The 19,337-nt window shown below is 76.3% G+C and carries 19 protein-coding genes; 9 read left to right on the top strand and 10 right to left on the bottom strand.

The genetic code is table 11. The annotated features are described in order from the left end of the window. Window positions 1-64: 64 nt before the first annotated feature. Window positions 65-700, bottom strand: a complete 636-nt coding sequence (locus IFT72_RS14055) for a hypothetical protein (protein ID WP_192046811.1) — start codon at window positions 698-700, stop codon at window positions 65-67. Window positions 701-882: 182 nt separating this feature from the next. Here IFT72_RS14055 and IFT72_RS14050 point away from each other — a divergent pair, with 182 nt between their 5' ends. Both IFT72_RS14050 and IFT72_RS14045 read left to right on the top strand, forming a co-directional pair. Then, window positions 883-1,536: a response regulator transcription factor gene (locus tag IFT72_RS14050; protein ID WP_056056153.1), complete on the top strand. Its 654-nt coding sequence runs from the start codon at window positions 883-885 to the stop codon at window positions 1,534-1,536. Further along, complete coding sequence (locus IFT72_RS14045; protein ID WP_192046810.1) at window positions 1,533-2,783, top strand: HAMP domain-containing sensor histidine kinase; 1,251 nt, start codon at window positions 1,533-1,535, stop codon at window positions 2,781-2,783. The genes IFT72_RS14050 and IFT72_RS14045 overlap by 4 nt, the downstream gene beginning before the upstream one ends. 93 nt (window positions 2,784-2,876) lie before the next feature. Here the strand turns inward: IFT72_RS14045 and IFT72_RS14040 are convergent, their stop codons facing one another. The 3 genes from IFT72_RS14040 to IFT72_RS14030 form a co-directional block, all read right to left on the bottom strand. Beyond that, window positions 2,877-3,479: a nitroreductase family protein gene (locus tag IFT72_RS14040; RefSeq protein ID WP_192046809.1), complete on the bottom strand. Its 603-nt coding sequence runs from the start codon at window positions 3,477-3,479 to the stop codon at window positions 2,877-2,879. Window positions 3,480-3,590: 111 nt separating this feature from the next. Then, complete coding sequence (locus tag IFT72_RS14035) at window positions 3,591-4,637, bottom strand: beta-eliminating lyase-related protein (RefSeq protein ID WP_192046808.1); 1,047 nt, start codon at window positions 4,635-4,637, stop codon at window positions 3,591-3,593. A gap of 34 nt (window positions 4,638-4,671) precedes the next feature. After that, window positions 4,672-5,808: a carbonic anhydrase gene (locus tag IFT72_RS14030; protein ID WP_192046807.1), complete on the bottom strand. Its 1,137-nt coding sequence runs from the start codon at window positions 5,806-5,808 to the stop codon at window positions 4,672-4,674. A gap of 14 nt (window positions 5,809-5,822) precedes the next feature. On the opposite strand from IFT72_RS14030, the gene IFT72_RS14025 reads away from it, so the two are divergent. Then, the gene (locus IFT72_RS14025) at window positions 5,823-6,407 is read left to right on the top strand and encodes a hypothetical protein (RefSeq protein ID WP_192046806.1); all 585 of its coding nucleotides are present in this window, start codon (window positions 5,823-5,825) and stop codon (window positions 6,405-6,407) included. Window positions 6,408-6,497: 90 nt separating this feature from the next. Further along, window positions 6,498-7,418 carry an AEC family transporter gene (locus tag IFT72_RS14020; protein ID WP_192046805.1) on the top strand — a complete coding sequence of 307 codons (921 nt, stop codon included), beginning with the start codon at window positions 6,498-6,500 and terminating at the stop codon, window positions 7,416-7,418. Here the strand turns inward: IFT72_RS14020 and IFT72_RS14015 are convergent. From IFT72_RS14015 to IFT72_RS13990, 6 genes are all read right to left on the bottom strand, one after another. Then, entirely contained in the window at window positions 7,415-8,785 is a 1,371-nt protein-coding gene (locus IFT72_RS14015) for a lipopolysaccharide biosynthesis protein (protein WP_192046804.1), read from the bottom strand. The genes IFT72_RS14020 and IFT72_RS14015 overlap by 4 nt on opposite strands. After that, window positions 8,782-10,128, bottom strand: a complete 1,347-nt coding sequence (locus IFT72_RS14010) for a hypothetical protein (protein ID WP_185231032.1) — start codon at window positions 10,126-10,128, stop codon at window positions 8,782-8,784. The genes IFT72_RS14015 and IFT72_RS14010 overlap by 4 nt, the downstream gene beginning before the upstream one ends. 24 nt (window positions 10,129-10,152) lie before the next feature. Then, a complete protein-coding gene (locus IFT72_RS14005; RefSeq protein WP_192046803.1) occupies window positions 10,153-11,439 on the bottom strand; it encodes a glycosyltransferase in 1,287 nt (428 codons plus the stop codon). Next, complete coding sequence (locus tag IFT72_RS14000; protein WP_192046802.1) at window positions 11,436-12,116, bottom strand: sugar transferase; 681 nt, start codon at window positions 12,114-12,116, stop codon at window positions 11,436-11,438. The genes IFT72_RS14005 and IFT72_RS14000 overlap by 4 nt, the downstream gene beginning before the upstream one ends. Continuing rightward, window positions 12,103-13,257: a DegT/DnrJ/EryC1/StrS aminotransferase family protein gene (locus IFT72_RS13995; RefSeq protein ID WP_192046801.1), complete on the bottom strand. Its 1,155-nt coding sequence runs from the start codon at window positions 13,255-13,257 to the stop codon at window positions 12,103-12,105. The genes IFT72_RS14000 and IFT72_RS13995 overlap by 14 nt, the downstream gene beginning before the upstream one ends. A gap of 133 nt (window positions 13,258-13,390) precedes the next feature. Beyond that, window positions 13,391-14,227, bottom strand: coding sequence for an exodeoxyribonuclease III (locus IFT72_RS13990; RefSeq protein WP_056056065.1), 837 nt, complete (start codon window positions 14,225-14,227; stop codon window positions 13,391-13,393). Between the two features lie 153 nt (window positions 14,228-14,380). Here IFT72_RS13990 and IFT72_RS13985 point away from each other — a divergent pair, with 153 nt between their 5' ends. From IFT72_RS13985 to IFT72_RS16745, 5 genes are read left to right on the top strand one after another with little or no spacing between them, the layout of a single operon-like run. Next, window positions 14,381-14,656 carry a hypothetical protein gene (locus IFT72_RS13985; protein WP_192046800.1) on the top strand — a complete coding sequence of 92 codons (276 nt, stop codon included), beginning with the start codon at window positions 14,381-14,383 and terminating at the stop codon, window positions 14,654-14,656. Continuing rightward, window positions 14,641-15,276 (top strand): GntR family transcriptional regulator, encoded by a 636-nt coding sequence (locus tag IFT72_RS13980; RefSeq protein ID WP_192046799.1) that lies wholly within the window; start codon window positions 14,641-14,643, stop codon window positions 15,274-15,276. Before IFT72_RS13985 ends, IFT72_RS13980 begins: the two co-directional genes overlap by 16 nt. A 54-nt stretch (window positions 15,277-15,330) precedes the next feature. After that, entirely contained in the window at window positions 15,331-16,647 is a 1,317-nt protein-coding gene (locus IFT72_RS13975; protein ID WP_192046798.1) for an O-antigen ligase family protein, read from the top strand. Then, window positions 16,644-17,195, top strand: coding sequence for an orotate phosphoribosyltransferase (gene pyrE, locus IFT72_RS13970; protein WP_056056073.1), 552 nt, complete (start codon window positions 16,644-16,646; stop codon window positions 17,193-17,195). Before IFT72_RS13975 ends, pyrE begins: the two co-directional genes overlap by 4 nt. Beyond that, complete coding sequence (locus IFT72_RS16745; RefSeq protein WP_192046797.1) at window positions 17,192-19,321, top strand: septum formation family protein; 2,130 nt, start codon at window positions 17,192-17,194, stop codon at window positions 19,319-19,321. Before pyrE ends, IFT72_RS16745 begins: the two co-directional genes overlap by 4 nt. The last annotated feature ends 16 nt before the right edge of the window (window positions 19,322-19,337 follow it).

The following is a 19,337-nucleotide window of genomic DNA, read 5'->3' as shown; positions in this document are numbered from 1 at the left end:
CCCGGGCCGCCGACCCGGCGTCGGCCGGCGCGCCCCGGGTGCCCGGCCCCGCGACTCCCCCTCGTCATCGGCCGGCCCCGGCGCTGTTCGGGCCGTGCTCCTCCGAGCAGGCGAGGAAGGCCTCGTCCTGGGCCCCGCGCGCCGAGGGGTCGGTGCTCATCGACGTGCCCGACGGGAAGACCCCGTCGACCGGGTCGGCGAAGTTGGTGAAGCCCTTCTCCCGCACGCAGCGGGCCACCTCGAGGTTGGCCTCCTGCAGCTCGGCGAGGTCGTCGGCCGAGGGGGCGGGCTGGCCGCCCTGGTCGGCGGGCAGCTCGGCGCGGCAGTCGGTGAAGGCGGTCACGTAGGCGTCGATGTCGACCCCCGCCGGCGGGGCGATCACCATGCCGCGGCTGAGGTCGGGGTCGTCGACGTCGAAGCCCGCGTCGCGGAGGCACGACCCGAGCTGGGCGCTGGCGCTGGCGCTGCTCGTGCTGCCCGTCGCCCCGGACGAGGCGCCGGCCGTCGGGTCGTCGGCCGCCGTGCTGCACGCCGCGAGCACGGGAGCGACCAGCAGCAGGGCCGCTCCGAGGAGGGCCGCCGAGGAGGCGCGGCGCTGGCGGACGCCCCCGTCGCGCCGGCTCGTCGGGGTCGCCGTCGCGGTCGCCGTCGCCCGGCGGGCGGCCGTCGTCGTGGTCGAGGTGGTGGGGGAGGTGGTCATGGCGAGGTCCTCTCGTCGGGGGTGAACGAACGGTGACCACTCCACCTGCCGGGCCGTCTCCGGAGCGTGCCGCGCGGAGTTACGTCCACGAAACACCACGGTGTGTACGATGCATGTGACATGTCGTCATGATCTGCCCGACCCGCGGGCAGGGCGGTTCGACCGAGAGAGGGGGCGATGCCGTGCGCGTGCTGGTCGTCGACGACGAGGTGGCCCTGGCCGACCTCGTGGCTGCGGGCCTCGCCCGCCAGATGATGGCGGTCGACGTGGCCTACCGGGGCGACGACGCCGACGAGCTGCTCGCCGTCAACGACTACGACGTCGTCGTGCTCGACCGCGACCTGCCCGGCATGCACGGCGACGCCGTCGCGCGGGGCGTCGCCGAGCGCGGCAGCCCCACGCGCATCCTCATGCTCACCGCGTCCGGCGGCCTCGACGACCGCGTGCGCGGGCTCGAGCTCGGCGCTGACGACTACCTCGCGAAGCCCTTCGAGTACCCCGAGCTCGTCGCCCGGGTCCGCGCGCTCGGCCGCCGATCCGCCCCGGCTGCGCCGCCCGTGCTCCGGTCGGGCGACATCGTGCTCGACACGTCGCGGCACCACGCCACCCGGGGCGGCCTCGACCTCGGCCTCTCGACGAAGGAGCTCATGGTGCTCGAGGTGCTGCTCCGCGCCGACGGCCGCGTCGTCAGCGCAGAAGAGCTGCTCGAGAAGGCATGGGACGCCCACGTCGACCCCTTCACCAACGCCGTCCGCGTCACGATGAGCAAGCTGCGGAAGAAGCTCGGCGACCCCGACCCCGTCCGCACGTTGCCCGGCCGGGGCTACGTCCTGTGAGGGGCCGGTCAGGAGTCGCGGGTCGGCTCGCCGCCCTCGCTCCCCGTCACTGGGGCATCGGCCTGCGCACCGCCGTCACGTTCGGCGTGGTGTCGGCGCTGCTCGCCGCCCTCGTCGTGGTGCTGGTGTCGGCGACGACCACGGCCGGCATCACGGTCGGCCTCGTCGCGGTGGCGGAGTCCGCGGCGTCGCCCGCGACGCCCCTCGCGCCCGACGGAGCCGCCTGCGACGACGGCCGGTGCGCCTCGACCCGGGTGGTCGAGGGGGCGGACGGCGTGCCGGTGGCCACGGCCGTCGGCGACGTCGTGGTCGCGCAGCAGTGGTCGGCGGCGGCGCTCGGCGTGCTGCTCGCCGCCGTGGTGGCCGGGGTCGTCGGCTGGTTCGTCAGCCGCCGCCTGCTCCGGCCGCTCGACGCGGTCGTCGAGACGACCCGGCGCATCACGGCGAGCACGCTCCACGAGCGGGTGGCGCTCGCCGGCCCGCGCGACGAGGTCGCCCGGGTCGCCGACACCATCGACGGCCTGCTCGACCGCCTCGAGGCGTCGTTCGAGGCCCAGCGGCGCTTCGTCGCCGACGCCTCGCACGAGCTGCGCACGCCCCTCGCCGTGCAGCGGGCAGCCATCCAGATCGGGCTCGACGACCCGTCGCCCGCGGAGCTCGAGCGGACGAAGCGGCAGCTGCTCGACGCGAACCGCCGCAGCGAGGCGCTGCTCGAGAGCCTGCTCGCGCTCGCGACGGCCGATCGCGGGCTCGCCGACGCCGGGCGCGAGGTCGCGGTGGGCGACGTGGTCGACGAGGTGGTGACCGGCCTGCTCGACCGGGCCCGCGCCTCCTCGGTGGAGGTGATCGTGGCCCGCGGCACGTTCGGACGGGTGCGGGGCGACGAGGTTCTCGTCGGCCAGCTCGTGCGGAACCTCGTGGCCAACGCGGTCGAGTACAACGAGCCCGGCGGCTGGGTGCGCGTGCACGGCGGGCCGGGGGCCGTGCTCGTCGTCGAGAACACGGGGCCGGTGGTGGGCGAGGCGGAGGCGGCGACGCTCACGCGCGCCTTCGTGCGCGGTGCGGGGCCTGCCCGGGTCGGCGGCGGCGGGGTCGGCGGCGGCGGCCAGGGCGCGGGCGAGGGCGAGGGCGACGAGCGGCACAGCGGCCTCGGGCTGGCGATCGTGGCGTCGGTCGCGACGGCGCACGGCTGGCCGCTGCACGTCGAGCCCCGGGCGGAGGGCGGCCTGCGGGTCACGGTGGGCTGACCCCGCCCACGGCGCCGAGCGGTCACGACCTGCTGCTCCCGCTGCGACGGGGGAGCAGATCGTGACCACTCGATGGCGACCTCGACCGGGCGGCTAGCTGCGGGCGATGACCAGCTCGCTGAGCGGCAGGCGCGTGCGGGGCGCGGTCTCGCGCTCGGCGAGGGCCTCGGCCAGCTTGTCGGCCGTGTCGACGACGCCGACGGCGGTGATCGTCATCGGCTTGAGGTTCTCGGCCAGGTCGAAGGCGGCGACGATCTGGTCCCACTCGACGCCGGCCATCTGGTGGGTGTGCAGGCCCTCGGCCTGCGCCTGCACGACGAGGTGCGCGACGGCCGCGCCGAGGTCGTACTCGGCGTACGAGCGCAGGTCGCCCTCGACGGTCGAGGTCTCGGCGATGCCGACGACGAGGGCCGACGCGTTGACGGCCCAGGCGGCGTTGAAGCCGACGAGCGCGTGCACGATCGTGTCGAAGTGGTGGCTGCCGCGGCGGGCGACGATGAAGCGGCGGGGCTGGAAGTTGTTCGCCGACGGCGCCCAGCGGGCGGCCTCGAGCAGGGCGTCGAGCTGCGCGTCGGTGACGGTCGCCTCGGGGTCGAACGAGCGGGGGCTCCAGCGGGCGTCGAGCTCGGCGACGATCGGCACGCTCGTGTCGGCGGAGCGGGCGGTGGTGGGCAGGGCGGACTCGGTGATCGACATGGCGCCGGCTTTCTCGAGGAGGGACTGGGGGGAGGAGGCGCGTCGTCGGGCCACGCGCACCACAACGTCGTCCGCCGCCCCAGTATTTCGTGCCGAGCGTGCACCGGCTCGCTAGGCCGTCAGGCGCCGGGCGTCGGCGAGGAACGCCTCGACGTGCTCCTCGGTCGTGTCGAACGAGCACATCAGCCGCACCTCGCCCGTCGTGCGGTCCCAGTCGTAGAAGTGGTGCGCCTCGCGCAGCGGCTCGACGACGTCCGCCGGCAGGACGGCGAAGACGGCGTTGGCGTCGACGCTCTGCGTCACGGTGACGCCCGGCACGTCGGCGAGGCCGGCCGCGAGCTGGGCGGCGCGGGCGTTGGCCCTGCTCGCCGACCGCAGCCACAGGTCGTCCTCGAACATCGCGAGGAACTGCGCCGAGACGAAGCGCATCTTCGACAGCAGCTGCGCGTCCGTCTTGCGCAGGTAGGCCAGGCCGACCCGCGCCTCCTCGGCGAAGGTGACGATCGACTCGCCCAGCACGAGGCCGTTCTTCGTGCCGCCGAGCGAGACGGAGTCGACGCCGACGTCGCGGGTGACCGCCCGCAACGGCACGCCGAGCGAGGCGGCGGCGTTCGCGAGGCGCGCACCGTCGAGGTGCACGCGCATGCCGAGGGAGTGCGCGTGGTCGGTGAGGGCCTGCAGCTCGTCGGGCGTGTAGACGGTGCCGAGCTCGGTGCTCTGCGTGATCGTGACGGCCAGGGGCTGCGAGCGCTGCTGGTCGCCCCAGCCGTGGGCCTGCCGGTCGACGAGCTCGGGCGTGAGCTTGCCGTCGGGCGTCGGCACGGTCAGCAGCTTGAGGCCGCCCAGGCGCTCGGGCGCGCCGCCCTCGTCGGTGTACACGTGCGCGGAGGCGGCGCAGACCACGGCGCCCCAGCGCGGCACGAGCGCCTGCAACGCCGCGACGTTGGCCCCGGTGCCGGTGAGGACGGGGTCGATCGTCGCGCCCTCACCGAACTGCTCGACGACGACCTCAGCGAGCCGCCGGGTGTACGGGTCGGCGCCGTACGACCCGACGTGCCCGCCCGAGGCGTCGACGATCGCCTGCAGCACCTCGGGGTGCGCCCCCGCGTAGTTGTCGGAGGCGAACGTGTGGGCTGCGGGGTCGTGGAGTCGCGTCACCCGTCCATCCTGCCGCCTCGCGGGAGGCGCGGTGTCAGAGCACGGGCGCCGTGCCGGTCAGCAGGCGGTCGCCGAGCTCCTGCACGGGGCGGGCCGTGTCGCCCCCGCCGGCCAGCACGGCCAGCTGCTCGGCGCTCATCGTGACGGGCGAGCTGAGCACCGCCCAGCTCACCCCCTCCGTGCACGGAGGCGTCGTGAGGCTGCCGTCGTAGCGCACGTGGTCGAGCGTGCCGGGCAGCAGGGTCGCCAGGTCGACGCGGGGGTCGTCGAGGTCGTCCGTGCGGAGGTCGTCGTCCCGATCGTCGTCGAGGTCGTCGCCGGGGCGGGGCGCGCCGCCGCGGGGGTCGATGCGGGCCCCGGTCTCCGTGGTCGCCGAGGCGCGGGAGGCGAGGTCGTCGGCCGGTGCGGCCGCCCGTGGCCGCGGCGCCTCGGCGACCACCGCCGCGACGACCGGCTCCCAGGCGGGGGAGTGCTCGCCGACCTGCACGAGCAGCCCGACCACGGCGAGCGACCCGTCGGCCGCCCGGTGCACGAAGTGGACCTCGCCGGACGCCGGGCGGCCGTCGACGACGTGCTCCGACGGCGCGTGTGCGTGGAACTGCACGAGTTTGTGGGCCCGGCCGTCGAGGGCGGCCGTGGCGGCCCCCTCCGTCTCGAGGTGCGCCCCGTGGCCGTCGTCGTCGACGTCGAGCTCGACCGGGCCCCAGGCGAGCGAGAGGGTGGGAGCGGCCGCGGGTGAGCCGGCCGCGTCGGTCGCCGGGCCCGCTCCCGGCACGGCCCCGGCGAGGTCGACCGGCGACTGGCGCAGGCCGGTCGCGCAGGTGCTCCAGGCGCTCGACAGCGAGCCCCACCGGTCGGGCCCGGTCTCGCCGCCGTAGCTCCAGGTCGCGCTCGCGGGCGGCACGCGCACGGGGTCGAACGGGGCCTCGGCCCCGCCGCCGGGCAGCGAACAGCCCGCCAGGGCCGCGACCGCCAGCCCGGCGCCCACGGCCAGGGGCAGCCGGCGTCGTCGTCGGCCGTCGGCTCGACGGTCGACCGTCGACCGGTCGTCGTTCCGGCCGCGCGCGGAGCGGGAGGCGGAGGGGGAGGAGGGGGAGGTCGAGGAGGCGCGGGGCACGTCGGATCCGATCGTCGAGCAGGTGCGGCGCACCTTGTGGAATCGGAATATCATACGTAGAGTCAGTGATGAAGAAGTTCACGGGCCCGGCCGAGAGGTCGGCACGGCCCGTCCCCGCCGGCACCCGCTCCGCGCCGGTCCCCCCGACCCGCATCCGCCCCACCAGCGGCCGCCCTCCCGAGAGGTCCCTCACCATGTACTTCGCCCACGCGCCCAAGCTCGTCCTCACCGGCTCCTCCGACCTGCTCCGCCCCCTGGGCGACCGGGCCGCCGTGCTCGGGGCCGAGGTCGTCGTCGTCGCCGCCGACCCCGGCCTCCCCGTGGGTGACGTCGACGGGTTCGACGTCGCCGTCGTCGGCGTCGGCGGCGTGGCCGAGGCCGCCCGCGACCTCGGGCGTGCGACCGAGGTGCTCGCGCCCGGCCTGCGGCGCGGCGCCCTGCTGATCGTCAGCTCCCCGGCCGGCCTCCGCTCGCTCGAGAGCGAGGGCCGGGCCTTCGCGGCCTGCCTCGCCGAGCGGTCCGGCCTCGACCTCGGCGACGAGTTCTCCGTCGTCGCGAAGGAGGGCGACGCGATCACGTGGCACACGGGCGAGGAGGGCGCCGAGGTCGCCCGGTACCTCGTGTCGCGCATCGCGGCCGTCCCGACGGTCTGAGCCCCTCGGGCTGAGCCCTGAGCCTCGCGGGCTGAGCCCCGCGGGCGCCGGTCGGCGTCGCAGGGCCGCCGCCTGCGCGAGGATGGACGCATGGGCGGAGTGCTGATCGGGTTCGCGATCATCGGCGCGGTCATCGCGACCGGCTGGGTGGTCGGGCGCATCGACCTGCTCGGCCCCACCGGCCACCAGGTGCTCTCGCGCCTCGTCTTCTTCGTGCTGACGCCCTGCCTGCTCTTCTCGACCATCTCGCAGGCCGACGTCCACGTCCTCTTCTCGCGCCTCCTCGTGGTGTCGGCTAGCGCCTCCCTGCTGGCGGCCGTGATCTCGGTGCTCGTCCTGCGCCTCGTGCTGCACCGCTCGGCGGCGGAGACGACCATCGGCACGATGGGCGGGGCCTACGTCAACGCCAACAACATCGGCCTGCCGGTCGCCACCTACGTGCTGGGCAGCGCGACCTTCGTGGCCCCCGTGCTGCTGTACCAGCTGCTCGTGATCACGCCGGTCGTCCTCGCGGTCATGGACACCGTCACGAACCGGGGCAGCAGCCTCGGCCGGACGATCGTGCGGCCCCTCACCAACCCGCTCCTGATCGGCTCCGCCCTCGGCGTGCTGGTGGCCGTCACGGGCCTCGAGATCCCGGCGCCGGTGCTCGAGCCGTTCCTGCTCGTCGGCGGGGCGGCGGTGCCCGTGGTGCTGCTCTCGTTCGGCATGTCGCTCTCGGGCACGCGCCCGTTGCAGGCTCGCGAGGGGCGCCCCGACGTCGTGCTCGCCACGGTGCTCAAGCTCGGGGTGATGCCGGTCGCCGCCTGGCTGCTCGGCGACTTCGTGTTCGACCTGAGCCGCGACGAGCTCTTCGTGGCCGTGGTGCTCGCCGGCCTGCCGAGCGCGCAGAACGTGTTCACGTACGCCCAGCGCTACCAGACCGGCGTGGTCGTGGCCCGTGACACGGTGCTCGTGACGACGGTGCTGTCGGTGCCCGTCCTCGTGCTCGTCGCGGGGCTGCTGGCCTAGGTGCCGGGGCTGCGGGCCACCGCCACCGCCACCGCCTCCGCTCCCGCCTCCGCCTCCGCCTCCGCCTCACGGTCGTGGCGGCGGGCGGCCGTCACCACCAGCAGCAGCAGCGCTCCGTAAGAGACCGTGCCGGCCGTGACGAGCGCCGCCACCGTCTGCACGGGGGTCGCTCCGAGCGTCGCCACGACGCTGACGCTGCCGAGCGTCGCCACGAGCCGCGCGGCGTCCCAGCAGAGCTGACGCCCCTGCCTCTCGAGCAGCGTCAGCACCCGCCCGACCGGCACGACCGCGAGCTGCGCCGCGCACGAGACGGCGAGCAGCTGGATGTACGGCACGGCCGGGGCCCAGGCCGCCCCGAACACCGGCACGACGACCAGGGGGGAGGCGGCGGCCACGACCCCGGCACCGGCGACGCCCGCCGTGCCGGTCCGGAGCACGCTCGTCACGACCAGCCGCGTGAGCCCCGCGCTCCGTCCCCTGACCAGCACCCCGACGCGCCCGTCGACGTGCTGGCCGAGCACCTCGGCCAGCAGCCCGACCGGCGTCGCGACGACCCTCGAGCCCAGCGCCACGAAGCCGAGCGCCACGGGCCCGGCCGCGGCCGCCAGCACCGCGGTGGGCAGCTGCAGGCCCGCGGAGTTCAGCAGGCCGGACCAGGTCGACACGAGGGGGAAGCGGCGGTACCGCCGGGCTGCGGTCGCGACGGCCCGGCGGGTGGGCACCGCGCTGCGCGCCGCCGGGTGCGGGGTCGACGGTCGGCGGGACCTCGCGCCCGCGGAGCCGAGCAGGCCCGCCGCCCGCCCGGCCGCGAGCCCGAGCACGAGCCCCAGCGCGCCTCCGGCCGGTGCCAGCAGCACGCTCGTGGCCACCTGGCCGAGGCCCTGCGCCGCCGACCGCGCGGCCGCCGACCGCCACGCGCGTCGACGGGTGAGCAGGGCGCCCACCGTGCGCTGCGCACCGATCAGCGCCACGACGAGGGGCAGCACCCACCAGAGCTCGACGAGGGCGGGCGAGCGGAGCCACTCGGCCGCCCGGTGCCGGAGGGCGCCGCTCAGCACGGCCACGACGACCGTCACGAGCAGCGTCGACAGCCCCGCGAGGCCGACCAGCGCGCGGGCGAGCGCGTCGGATCGCGCCGCCACCACGGCGCGGTCCCAGCCGGTCGTGGCCACGGCCCCGCCGATCGCCGCCAGGCTCGTCACGAGGGCGAGCACCCCGAGGTCGGCCGGCGAGTAAAGCCGGGTGAGCAGGGGGGAGGCGGCCAGCACGGCCCCCTGGCCCACCCCGGTGCCGAGGAGCAGCACGGCGACGGGACGCCGGGCGAGAGCGCGCAGGCGGGCGACGAGGCGACGATCGCGCGCGCTCATCGTGGCGCCCCGGCCCGACGGGGCGACCAGCCCGTGCGGGGCGCGACGGCGAGCAGCACGGCGGCCGCGAAGACGCCGTGCGTGAGCATCGACGTCAACAGGGCGGTCTGTGACAGGACGATGCTCGGCATCACGACCAGCACCGCCGTGACCGGCACCGGCAGGCCCGCCGAGCACCGGTCGAGGAACCTCAGGTAGACGGCGAGGACGGCGACGGCCCCGGCCACCCCGGCCCAGCCGAAGTTCGAGAAGCCGTCGGCCACGAGGTTGGCGTTCGCGGCGAGGCCCGAGCCGGGGAGGAGCTGGTCGCCCACCTCGAGAGACGGGGGCAGCCGCCCGTGCCCGCCCGTCCAGGGCCCGAGGACGGAGTGCGCCAGCAGGGCGGGAGGCGCGGTCGAGTAGTGCTCGACGAACGCGGCGGAGAGGGTGCCCGGCGTGACGAGGAACCTCCTCGACAGGACGCTCGTCCAGGTGTCGCCGCCCTGCGCGGCGTCGGCCGCCGTCGCGCCGACGAGCACGGCGACCGGGGCGACCGCGAACCCGGCGGCCCGGAGCCGGTCGAGGCGCAGCAGCACGAGGGCCCCGACCAGGATGAGGGGCGTGGAGAACAGGACCATCTTGAACCCGGTCGCCGAGAAGATCAGCACCTGCCCGAGCGCCCCCGCCGCCACGAGCCACGGACTGCGCGTCGCCACCCCGCGCACGACGAGGTAGGGGTTGACGACGTACGACTGCGGGCTGAGGAGGTAGCCGAGCGGCCCCGCGTCCGCCATGGCGTCGCGGAACTCGTCGCGCACGTCGTAGATGGAGTCGAGGCTCGGCACCCGGAGGCGCAGCCCCGTCGTCACGGCCATCAGCCCGTACGTCGCGGCGGAGAACGCCCCGAGGACGACGCCCAGGGCGCCCGGCGTCAGGGGAGGGACGAGGGGGGTGCTCGGCAGCGGGCGCCGCACCGTCCACCCCACGGCGGCCCACAGCGCCCCGACGACGAGCGTGAGGGTGAGCGCCGTCCGCGTGTCGAGGTAGCCGGAGTAGTGCGGCGTCAGCATGGTCGGCACGACGGCGACGCCGAAGACGATCCAGGTGACGGCGTGGGAGGGGCGCTCGACGCGACGGGGGAGGCTCGCCGCCACCGCGGCCGCGGCGACGACCGCGAGCACGGAGACCGCGGGAGGGCCCGGCACGTAGGAGTACCCGAGGTAGCCGAAGGTCGGCACGATCAGGTGCTCGAAGACGTGGCGGAGGGTGAGCGCGTAGACGACGAGGCAGCAGCCGACCGTGACGGCGTGGGCGGTCAGGCTCCGAGCCGCCGCGACCTCAGCGACGACGGGCACGGAGGGCACGGCCGGCTCGGCCGCCTCGACCGTTCACCGGGCGGGGCCGGGGCTGGTGGCGCCGGGGCGCGCCCGCACCGAGCCCGGGGCGACGGGGCCGTCGCCGACGGCCGCCCGGTCGGGGGCGCCGAGCGCGGCCCAGACGCCGAGCAGGGCGGGTTCCTCCTTCGCCCAGTCGAAGACCTCGACCGCGGCTCGTCGGGCCGCGGCGCCCTGCCGGGCCAGCTCGTCGGGGTGCTCCGCGTACCACGCGAGGGCCCGGGCGACGGCGTCCGGGTCGGTCGGGTCGACGAAGCGCACGCAGCCGTACGGCTCGACGACCTCCCGCCAGACGGGGAAGTCGGAGCACACCACCGGGAGGCCCGCGGCGAGGTACTCGAAGAGCTTGGTCGAGAAGACCTTCTCGTAGGCCGTGCCGGGCTGCAGCACCACCACGCCGACGCGGGCGTCGAGCAGGAGGTCGCGGGCGTCCTCGGGGGAGAGCAGGCCGTGGACGGTCGCCCGCCCGGCCGCCACGGCGTCGTCGAACACCGAGAGGGCGTCGTCGGGGTAAGGCCCGCCGGCCACGTCGAGGTGCCACCCCGCGGGGAAGGCCGGGCTCGTGGCGGCGTCGGCCATCACGCGGGAGCCGCGGGCCTCGCTCACGACGCCGATGAACGCGGCGCGCGGCGCGCGGTCGGCCAGGGGCCGGAGGGCCTCCTCCTGGGCCCGCAGCCGCGGGAAGTTGTGCACCACGGTGGTCTTGTGGGCCGGGTAGTCGCGGGCCGTGATGGCCGTCGCCACCACGACGTGGTCGCAGGCCCGGCCGGCGAACCAGACGAGGAGGCGTGACAGCAGGACGAAGGGCCGGCGGAGAGCCTCGGGAACGTAGTCCTTGTCGGCGGTGGCCTCGCTGATCACCTCGTGGGCGTCGAAGACGACCCGTCGGCCGGCGAGCTTCAGCACGGGGACGACGAAGAGCAGCTCGGGGTCGTGCAGGTGGACCACGCCGGCGCCGGAGCGGAGGGCCAGGAGCGCTGCCCGCGACGTCGAGAGCACGACCCTCGCCGCTCGCCGACGTCGGGGCAGCAGGACGACGTGCACGCCGGTCTCGGGGACGGTGGTGGGGCTGTCGACGGCCACGAGGAGGGTCCGGTGGTGCTTCGCCGCGGTGGCGGCCTCGCGCATGTGCACGCGGTTGTCCGTCCAGCGGTGGACGCTGCTCAGGTGGGCGACGTCGAAGGCGGGCCCGCGGCGGCCGCGGAGCAGGCGCCGCAGCGCTCGAGCGATACCGGGTCGACCGGCCTCGGGGACGGCGAGGGCGGGAGGGGACGAGGTCATGCGGGCTCCTGGTGGGCGTCGGCGGGGGGCTTCGGGGGGAGGAACTCGGCGGAGGTCGCCTGGCCGTGCTGCGCGGTGCCGCGCCGCCCGAGGACGACGCCCACGGTGCGCGCGAGGACCAGCAGGTCGAGCCGGGTGCTCCGGCCGTCGACGTACGCGACGTCGAGCGCGAGGCGCTCGGGCCAGTCGAGGGCGTTGCGCCCGCCGACCTGGGCGAGGCCGGTCACCCCGGGGCGCACGTCGTGGCGCCGCGCCTGCTCGGGGGAGTACCGGTCGAGGTAGCGGACGGGCAGGGGGCGAGGCCCGACGAGGCTCATGTCGCCGCGCAGGACGGCGACCAGCCCGGGCAGCTCGTCGATGCTCGTCGACCGGAGCAGGGCCCCGAGGCGGGTGAGGCGCTCCGCGTCGGTCTCGTGCCCCCGCGAGGGGTCGACCTCCCTCATCGTCCGCAGCTTGGCCAGCGTGAACGGGGAGCCGTGCAGGCCGGCGCGACGCTGTCGGAAGACGACGGGCCGTCCCAGGTCGACGGCGACCGCGGCGGCGGAGGCGGCCAGCAGCGGAGCGGTCACCACCAGCACCAAGGTCGCCCCCGTGACGTCGAGGGCGCGCTTGGCCCCGTCGCGGAGGGCGGCGCGGACGCGCCCGCCTCCCGCGCGGGAGGCGTCACGCGCGGCCACGGTCACCGGCTCCGGGTCGGGAGAGGGCGGTCGCGAGCGCGGTCAGCACGTGGTCGAGGTCGTCGTCGTCGAGCGACGACCCGCTGGGGAGCGTGAGGCCCGTGGCGAAGAGCTCGTCGGCGACGCCGGAGACGCGGCTCCCGGAGGCGTGGAAGGCGCCCTGCCGGTGCAGCGGCTTCCAGAGGCGTCGCGTCTCGATGCCCTGCTCCGCGAGCGACCGGGCGACCTCCGCCGGTGCGAGGCCCGACGCCGGGTCGAGCACGACCGACGTCAGCCAGCAGTTGTCGTCGGCGTCGTCGTCGGCCGCGAACAGGTCGACGCCGGGCACGGCCCGCACGAGCTCGCGGTACGCCCGCCGCACCGACCGGCGCCGGGCGGCCATCTCGGGCAGCCGAGCGAGCTGGGCCCGGCCCAGCGCGGCGAGCACGTTGCTCAGCCGGTGGTTCCAGCCCACCTCGGCGTGCTCGTAGTGGTCGACGGGCAGACGGGCCTGCGCGGCGAGGCTGCGGGCCCGCCCGGCGATCTCGTCGTCGTCGCAGGTGACGGCGCCCCCGCCCGAGGTGGTCACGATCTTGTTGCCGTTGAACGAGATCGCGGAGGCGAGGCCGTGGGCCGCGGCGGGGCGGCCGGCGTGGCGGGCCCCCAGCGACTCCGCGGCGTCGACGACCACCGGGAGGCCGTGGCGCGCGGCGACGGCGGCGATGGCGTCGTGGTCGGCGGCTCGGCCGTAGATGTCGACCGGGAGCACGGCCGAGACGGGCACTCCCCGACGGCGGAGGTCGTCGAGGGAGTCGGCCAGCAGGGCCGGCGAGAGGTTGCCCGTGTCGCGGTCGACGTCGACGAAGAAGGGGCGGGCGCCCGCGTGGTGGATCGCGTTGGCGGTCGCGGCGAAGGTGAACGTGGAGGTCGGCACGACGGTGCCGGGGCCGACCCCGGCGACGACGAGCGCCAGGTGGAGGGCGGCCGTGCCGGACGACGTCGCGACGACGTGCGCCCGGTCGACGGTCTCGGCGAGCTCCCGCTCGAAGGCGTCGACCTCGGGGCCGAGCGGGGCGAACCAGCTGCCCTCGCCCACCCGACGGAGCGCCTCGCGCTCGAGCGGCCCGACGTCGGGCGGTGACAGCAGGACGGTTCGGCGCATGGGGCTCCTGACGCTCGGTCGCCCGCTCGTCAGGCTCCTCGTGATGCGTCAGTGTACTACGTGACATTTCACGCGTCGACCGATCCGTCTGCCCTGGCCCGCCGATCGTGCGGTCAGCCCGGCGCGCGCGGGGTCAGAAGATCATGGGCCGGTCGTCGTCGAGCTCCGTCTCGAGCTCGAGGTCGACCACCACGGGCACGTGGTCGCTCGGGGCGTCGCCCTTGCGCTCCTCGCGGTGGATCGCCGCCGCGGTGACGAGGTCCGCGAACGCCGGCGACCCCATCACGAAGTCGATCCGCATGCCCTCGTCGCGCGGGAACCGGAGCTGCTTGTAGTCCCAGTACGTGTAGCCCTCCGGCACGAGGGGCCGCACCACGTCGCGGAGGCCGACCCGCTCGAACTCGGCGAAGGCCGCCCGCTCGGGCTCGCTGACGTGGGTGTGCCCCTCGAAGACCGCGACGTCCCAGACGTCGGCGTCGAGCGGCGCCACGTTCCAGTCGCCCATCAGCGCGAGGGGCAGGTCGGGGCTCTCCTCGAGCCACCCGCGGGTGCGGTCGGCGAGCTCGGCGAGCCAGTCGAGCTTGTAGGCGTAGTGCGGATCGCCGAGCTCCCGCCCGTTGGGGACGTACAACGACCACATCCGCACGCCCTCCACCGTGACGCCGATGGCCCGCGCCTCCTTCGGCTGGTCGGGCCCTTCCTGGCCCTTCAGGAACCCGGGCTGGCCGGGGAAGGTCACCTCGACGTCGTCCATGGGCAGCCGGCTCGCGAACGCGACGCCGTTCCACTGGCTGAGGCCGTGCAGCTCGACCTCGTAGCCCGCCTCGCGGAAGGCCTCGTACGGGAACTGCTCCGGCTTGCACTTGATCTCCTGCAGGCCGACGACGTCGACGTCCTCGCGGACGAGCCAGTCGACCACCCGCCCTGCTCGGGCGCGGACGGAGTTGACGTTCCAGGTGGCGACACGCATGCGCCCACGCTAGCGGCGGGCGTGCCGATCGGTACGGGAGGCCCCCGGGGAGGCGCGGTGGCGGCCCCCCGGTCCAGACCGGTCCGACCCCGGCTCACAGCAGAACAAAAGATTTCACGTGACGGCGTGGCGAACGCCCGCTACAACGGTGACATGACAGCACAGGAGCGACAGGTGTCGCCGGGCCCCGCCGGGACGGTCGACGAGAGGCTGGCCCGGGTCGCGCAGGGGGTGGTGCGGGTCCAGGACTTCTTCTGGCCGCCCCTCACGCTGGAGGTGCTGGAGGCGTGCACGTCCCGGTGGCTCCGCTCCCGTCGCGACGGCGAAGGGCCCGACGTCGACGGCGGCGACGACGGCGACGGCGGCGGCCTCGACGGCGGACTCGACGGCGTCGCGGGCCCGGGGGGTGCGCCGTGCCCGTCCCGCTGACGCCCCGGCGGATCCCGAAGCGCGACGACGCCGCGGGCCGGGCCTACGGAGAGCTGCGCGACGCCCTGCTCTCCGGCGTCCTCCGGCCCGGCGAGCGGATCGACCTGGGGGCCGTCGCGCACTGGCTCGACATGTCGCGGACCCCGGTCGACCACGCCATCACGAGGCTGTGCACGGACGGCCTCGTGACCGTCGAGCCCTACCGGGGCACCTTCGTCCGGCCCGGCGACCCGGAACGGTTCGAGGCCACGGCGCAGGTGCTCGACATCGTCCACGACGCCGTGCTCGCGACCGTCGGGGCCGCCATGGGCCCGGCGGAGCGGGGGCGCCTGCTCGAGGTGACGGCGTCGGCGGCCGTCGCCGCGGTCGAGGAGGCGCCCGAGCGCCACGACCGCTGGCTCCTCCTCATGGCCGACCTCGCGGGCCGGGTGGGCAACGACGTCCTCGCCTCCGAGGAGGCCCGGCTGCGCACGCTCGTGCAGCACGCCCGGGTGGGGGCCCCACCGGAGGTGCTGACGGCGCACGCGCGGCGGCGCGTCGAGTCCCTGCGGGCCCGGGGCGCCGGGTGGCTCGGCGGCGGCCTCCCGGGCGACGTCGACGGAGCGTCCCTTCCGATCTGACACATCACATCCAGGATCCCGGGCTATCATCGCCGGACCGATCCCGGAGGTCCGATGTCCCGCAGGAGCCAGAGGTCCGCGTCGCCGACCCCGCCCGTCGAGGGGCCGTCCGTCGCGAGGTCGTCGAGGTCGTCCCTGCGCGACCACGTCGTGGCGGCCCTCTGCTCGGCGGTCCTGGTCGTCGGCGGCGTCAAGGGCAGCCCGGCCCTCGCGGCGGTGCCGGTCGACCTCACGGTCGCCCTCGCCGCTGCCCTGTGCATCGGGGCGGCGTTCCACCTCGCGCCCCGCCTCCGGGTCGTCCGGGTGCCCCCGGGCGCCGTCCTCGTCGTCGTCGCGCTCCTCCCCGGAGCGCTCGTCGAGGTGCCGCAGGGCTACCAGGGCGCGAAGCTGGCCGGGATGGCCCTGACGCTCGTCGTCGTGGCGACGAGCGTGGTGCTGCTCTCGACCCGTCGGCGGCGGAGGCTCTGGCTCGCCTGGACGGCGGGGTGGGGGCTCGCGACGGTGGCCGCCCTCCAGGTGCTCCCGCGCGACGAGTCGCAGTGGGGGCGAGCGGCGCTCGAGGGGTCGAACACCATCGCGGCGGGGCGGGCGACCGCCACCGCGGCGCTGATCCTCGGGGCCGTGCTCGTCCTGCCCGGCCGGCGACCCCGCCTGCGGCTCCTCGCCGGCGCGGTCGTGGCCGCGCTCGCCGCCGTGGAGACCGGCTCCCGGGGCCCCGTGCTCGCCGCGGCCGTCGCCCTGGTCGTCGTCGCGCTCGTCGTGCGGGAGGGGCGCCGCCGCCGGCTCGGGGGGCTGGCCGTCGCCCTGGTCGTGGCCGGCGTCGGCGTCGTCGTCAGCGACTCCCCGGGCGCCGACCGGCTGGGGCTCGTGCTGACGGGCGACGTGACCGGCGCGGAGGGCCGGCTCCCCCTCTGGCGAGCGGCGGTCCGGGCGATCCGGGAGGGGGGCCCGGGCGGCACCGGGTGGGGCGGCTTCGTCACGGTGCTCGGGGAGTCCGAGGCCGTGCCCACCTCCGGAGACCGTCAGTACGCCCACAACCTCGTGCTCGAGGCGTTCGTCGAGGGCGGCTGGCCGGCCGGCGCGGCGGTGCTCACGGTCGTCGTCGCCTCCCTCGTGCGGCTGCTGCACCACGCACGGCGCGGCGCGGAGGGAGGCGGCGTCGACGGGGTGGCCGTCGTCCTGCTCGGGGTCGCGGTGGCGGCGGTGCTCAACGCGTCGGTCTCCGGAGACCTCTCGGGCAACCGTCTCGCCTGGGTCGCCCTGGCGCTCGCCTGGTCGGGGCCCCCGGGCGGGCGGCCGGATCCGCGCCGCCGAGGGTCGACGACCGCCGGGCGCGCTCGGAGCCACCTGCTCTACGCTGGTCAACCGTGACCGACGCACGCACGCAGCTCATCCAGTTCATCGGCTCCGAGGCCGTCTTCCACGGCGACTTCACGCTCACGAGCGGCAAGAAGGCGTCGTACTACATCGACCTCCGGAAGGTGAGCCTCGACCACCGCGTCGCGCCCCTGATCGGCCGGGTCATGGTCGATCTGATCGACGAGGTCCCCGACGTCTTCGCCGTCGGCGGCCTCACGATGGGCGCCGACCCGATCGCCGCCGCCGTGATGCACCAGGGCGTGGCCCTGGGCAAGGACTACGACGCGTTCGTCGTCCGCAAGGAGCCCAAGGACCACGGCCGTGGTCGGCAGGTCGAGGGCCCCGACCTGGCGGGCAAGCGCGTGGTCGTGCTCGAGGACACCTCGACGACCGGCGGCTCGCCCCTCACCGCGGCCCGGGCCCTCGAGGCCGTCGGGGCCGAGATCGCGGCCGTCGCCGTCGTCGTCGACCGGAGCACCGGAGCCCGTGAGGTGATCGAGGCGGCCGGCTACCCCTACTACGCGGCCATCGGCTTGGCCGACCTGGGGCTGGAGCCGTGACCGACGATCGGCCCGGGCGCGACGAGGCGCCCGAGCCCGACGACGCCAGCGACTGGCTCGCGGCCCAGTTCGACGGCGAGGGCGTGCCGACCGACGAGGAGCTCCCGCCGGAGGGCGGCACCTCGACCGACGGGGGCGACGAACCCGACCTGCCCGACGAGCCCGTCGTGAGCCCCGAGCCCGACGCGGCGACGACCGCGCTCTCGTTCTCCTCCCAGGCCGACGCCGTCCCGACCGAGGCGCCCCGCGCCCCGCTCGCCGTCCCGCCGCCGCCCGCGGCTGGCGACGACGTCCCGCGGAGCGGAGGCCATCCCCTGGCGCTCGACCTGGGCGCCCTGGCTGGCATCGTCCCGCCGGCGACGCCTTCCGGGCCCGTCTCCGGGAGCGAGCCCGGCGGAGAGCACGAGCCGCAGCCCCAGCCCGAGTCCGCGCCCGAGCCCGGCCCCGACGGAGCCGCCGAGGTCCCCGGCCCGTTCACCGCCCTGCTCGCGGCGGCCCCGGCTGCGGGCTCCGCGCCTCCCGCGTCGTTCGACTGGGAGGCCCTGCCGCCCGCCTCGGCGCCCGCCGGCGAGGCCCCCGAGGAGTCGCGGGTCGAGACCGACCTGCCGACGCGCGCCCTCGAGGTGCCCGCGACCCCGCTCCCCGGGGCGGCGGCTGCGGCGACGCCCGAGCCCGAGCCCGAGCCGGAGCCGGAGCCGGAGCCGGAGCCCGAGCCCGAGCCCGAGCCCGAGCCCGAGCCCGAGCCCGAGCCCACCCAGGACGCCGCGGGCTCGACCGCCCCCTGGTGGGTGGAGGAGCACCACGAGATGACCCGCCGCGAGCGTCGCCTCGCCGAGGCGGCGGGCGTGGCCGTGCCTCCGGCGCAGCCCCTTTCGCCGCCGCCCCCGCCGCTGCTCGACGATGACGGCGCCCCCGCCCCCTCCGCCGCGCCGGTCGTCCAGCCAGCCGCGTCGGCGCCGGTCGTCGAGCCCTCGTTCACCCAGATCCTCGGCATCGTGCCGCTCGCGGGCGGGGCCGCCGAGCGTGACCCGTCCGGCGACCCGGGCGCCCTCGACGACGTCCCCGGCGAGGTCGAGTCCGACGCGGGCCGTGACGATCCGGTCGTCGAGGACGTCCCCCTCGAGGTCGACCGTCTCGACGCCGAGACGCTCGGCACGCCCGGCGCCGACGACGCGGTGACGAGATCGTGGTCGCTGGGCGGCGACGACGCCGCGCACGACGAGGCCACGCCGACCGACCTCGGGGGCGCGGCCCCTGCCGCGCCTCCCGCCGCCGCCGCCTCCGCCTCCGGGTTCCCGGAGCCCTACCGCCCGCCCGTGGCCCCGTCCGCTCCCGCCGAGCCCGTCGAGCGTGCGCGCACCGCGCCGCCCGAGGCCGCGGGCGAGCTCCCCGGCCTCTCGTTCGGGGCAGGGGCTGGTGCTGAGAGCCCGGCCCGCGCCTCCTCGGCCTGGGTGCCGCCGACGGCGGCGGGTGCTCACGACGAGCGCCGCGGGCGCCGGGAGCCCGCGGGCCGACTCGCCGCGGTCGTCGGATCGCCGCGCGGGCGACTCGTGCTCTTCGTCGTCGGCGCCGCGGTCGTCGTCGTGCTCGCGCTCGTGGCGCTCTTCTTCCTCGGGCGCTCGCTGTTCTCCGGCGACTCGGCCTCCGCCGACCCCGCCGCGACCAGCGAGCCCGCCTCGGCGCCGACCACGGTGACGGCCGACCCGGCCCCCGTCGAGAAGCCCGCGGTCGCGACCGGACCGCTCCCGGCGGGCAGCCACCCCTGGAGCGACCTGCAGGGCGGAGAGTGCTTCTCGTCGTTCGAGGACGCGTGGCAGCAGGACTACGACGTGGTGGACTGCGCGGCCCCGCACGTCGCCCAGTTGGCGTCGCAGGGCGCGCTGCCCGGCGACGCCGGGGCGCCGTGGCCGGGCTCGGAGACCCTGCAGAACCAGATGTCGGTGCTGTGCACGTCGCCCGAGGCCCTCGACCTCACGGCCGCCGGGGCGTACCGCGACGTCCAGTTCGTCGCGAGCTGGCCGGTCACGGCCGCCGACTGGGACGCGGGCGACCGCACCTACTCGTGCTTCGTGACACGCTCGAGCGGCGAGCCCTTCACCACGAGCCTCGCGCCGACGGCGGGCTGACGCCCCAGCCGGGGGT

Origin of the sequence: Frigoribacterium sp. CFBP 8754 (assembly GCF_014841815.1) — a bacterium.
Classification (GTDB): domain Bacteria; phylum Actinomycetota; class Actinomycetes; order Actinomycetales; family Microbacteriaceae; genus Frigoribacterium; species Frigoribacterium endophyticum.
Note: the sequence above shows the minus strand (reverse complement) of the source record. Positions and strands in the feature narration are given on the sequence as shown.

What these genes read in the sequence shown, in the direction of transcription:
- IFT72_RS13975 (WP_192046798.1), top strand. Translation starts at nt 15,331, where the DNA reads ATGTCCCGCAGGAGCCAGAGGTCCGCGTCGCCGACCCCGCCCGTCGAG.
- IFT72_RS13985 (WP_192046800.1), top strand. Translation starts at nt 14,381, where the DNA reads ATGACAGCACAGGAGCGACAGGTGTCGCCGGGCCCCGCCGGGACGGTC.
- IFT72_RS14030 (WP_192046807.1), bottom strand. Translation starts at nt 5,808, where the DNA reads ATGATATTCCGATTCCACAAGGTGCGCCGCACCTGCTCGACGATCGGA.
- IFT72_RS13990 (WP_056056065.1), bottom strand. Translation starts at nt 14,227, where the DNA reads ATGCGTGTCGCCACCTGGAACGTCAACTCCGTCCGCGCCCGAGCAGGG.
- IFT72_RS14005 (WP_192046803.1), bottom strand. Translation starts at nt 11,439, where the DNA reads ATGACCTCGTCCCCTCCCGCCCTCGCCGTCCCCGAGGCCGGTCGACCC.
- IFT72_RS14020 (WP_192046805.1), top strand. Translation starts at nt 6,498, where the DNA reads ATGGGCGGAGTGCTGATCGGGTTCGCGATCATCGGCGCGGTCATCGCG.
- IFT72_RS13995 (WP_192046801.1), bottom strand. Translation starts at nt 13,257, where the DNA reads ATGCGCCGAACCGTCCTGCTGTCACCGCCCGACGTCGGGCCGCTCGAG.
- IFT72_RS14055 (WP_192046811.1), bottom strand. Translation starts at nt 700, where the DNA reads ATGACCACCTCCCCCACCACCTCGACCACGACGACGGCCGCCCGCCGG.
- IFT72_RS14040 (WP_192046809.1), bottom strand. Translation starts at nt 3,479, where the DNA reads ATGTCGATCACCGAGTCCGCCCTGCCCACCACCGCCCGCTCCGCCGAC.
- IFT72_RS14025 (WP_192046806.1), top strand. Translation starts at nt 5,823, where the DNA reads ATGAAGAAGTTCACGGGCCCGGCCGAGAGGTCGGCACGGCCCGTCCCC.
- IFT72_RS14015 (WP_192046804.1), bottom strand. Translation starts at nt 8,785, where the DNA reads ATGAGCGCGCGCGATCGTCGCCTCGTCGCCCGCCTGCGCGCTCTCGCC.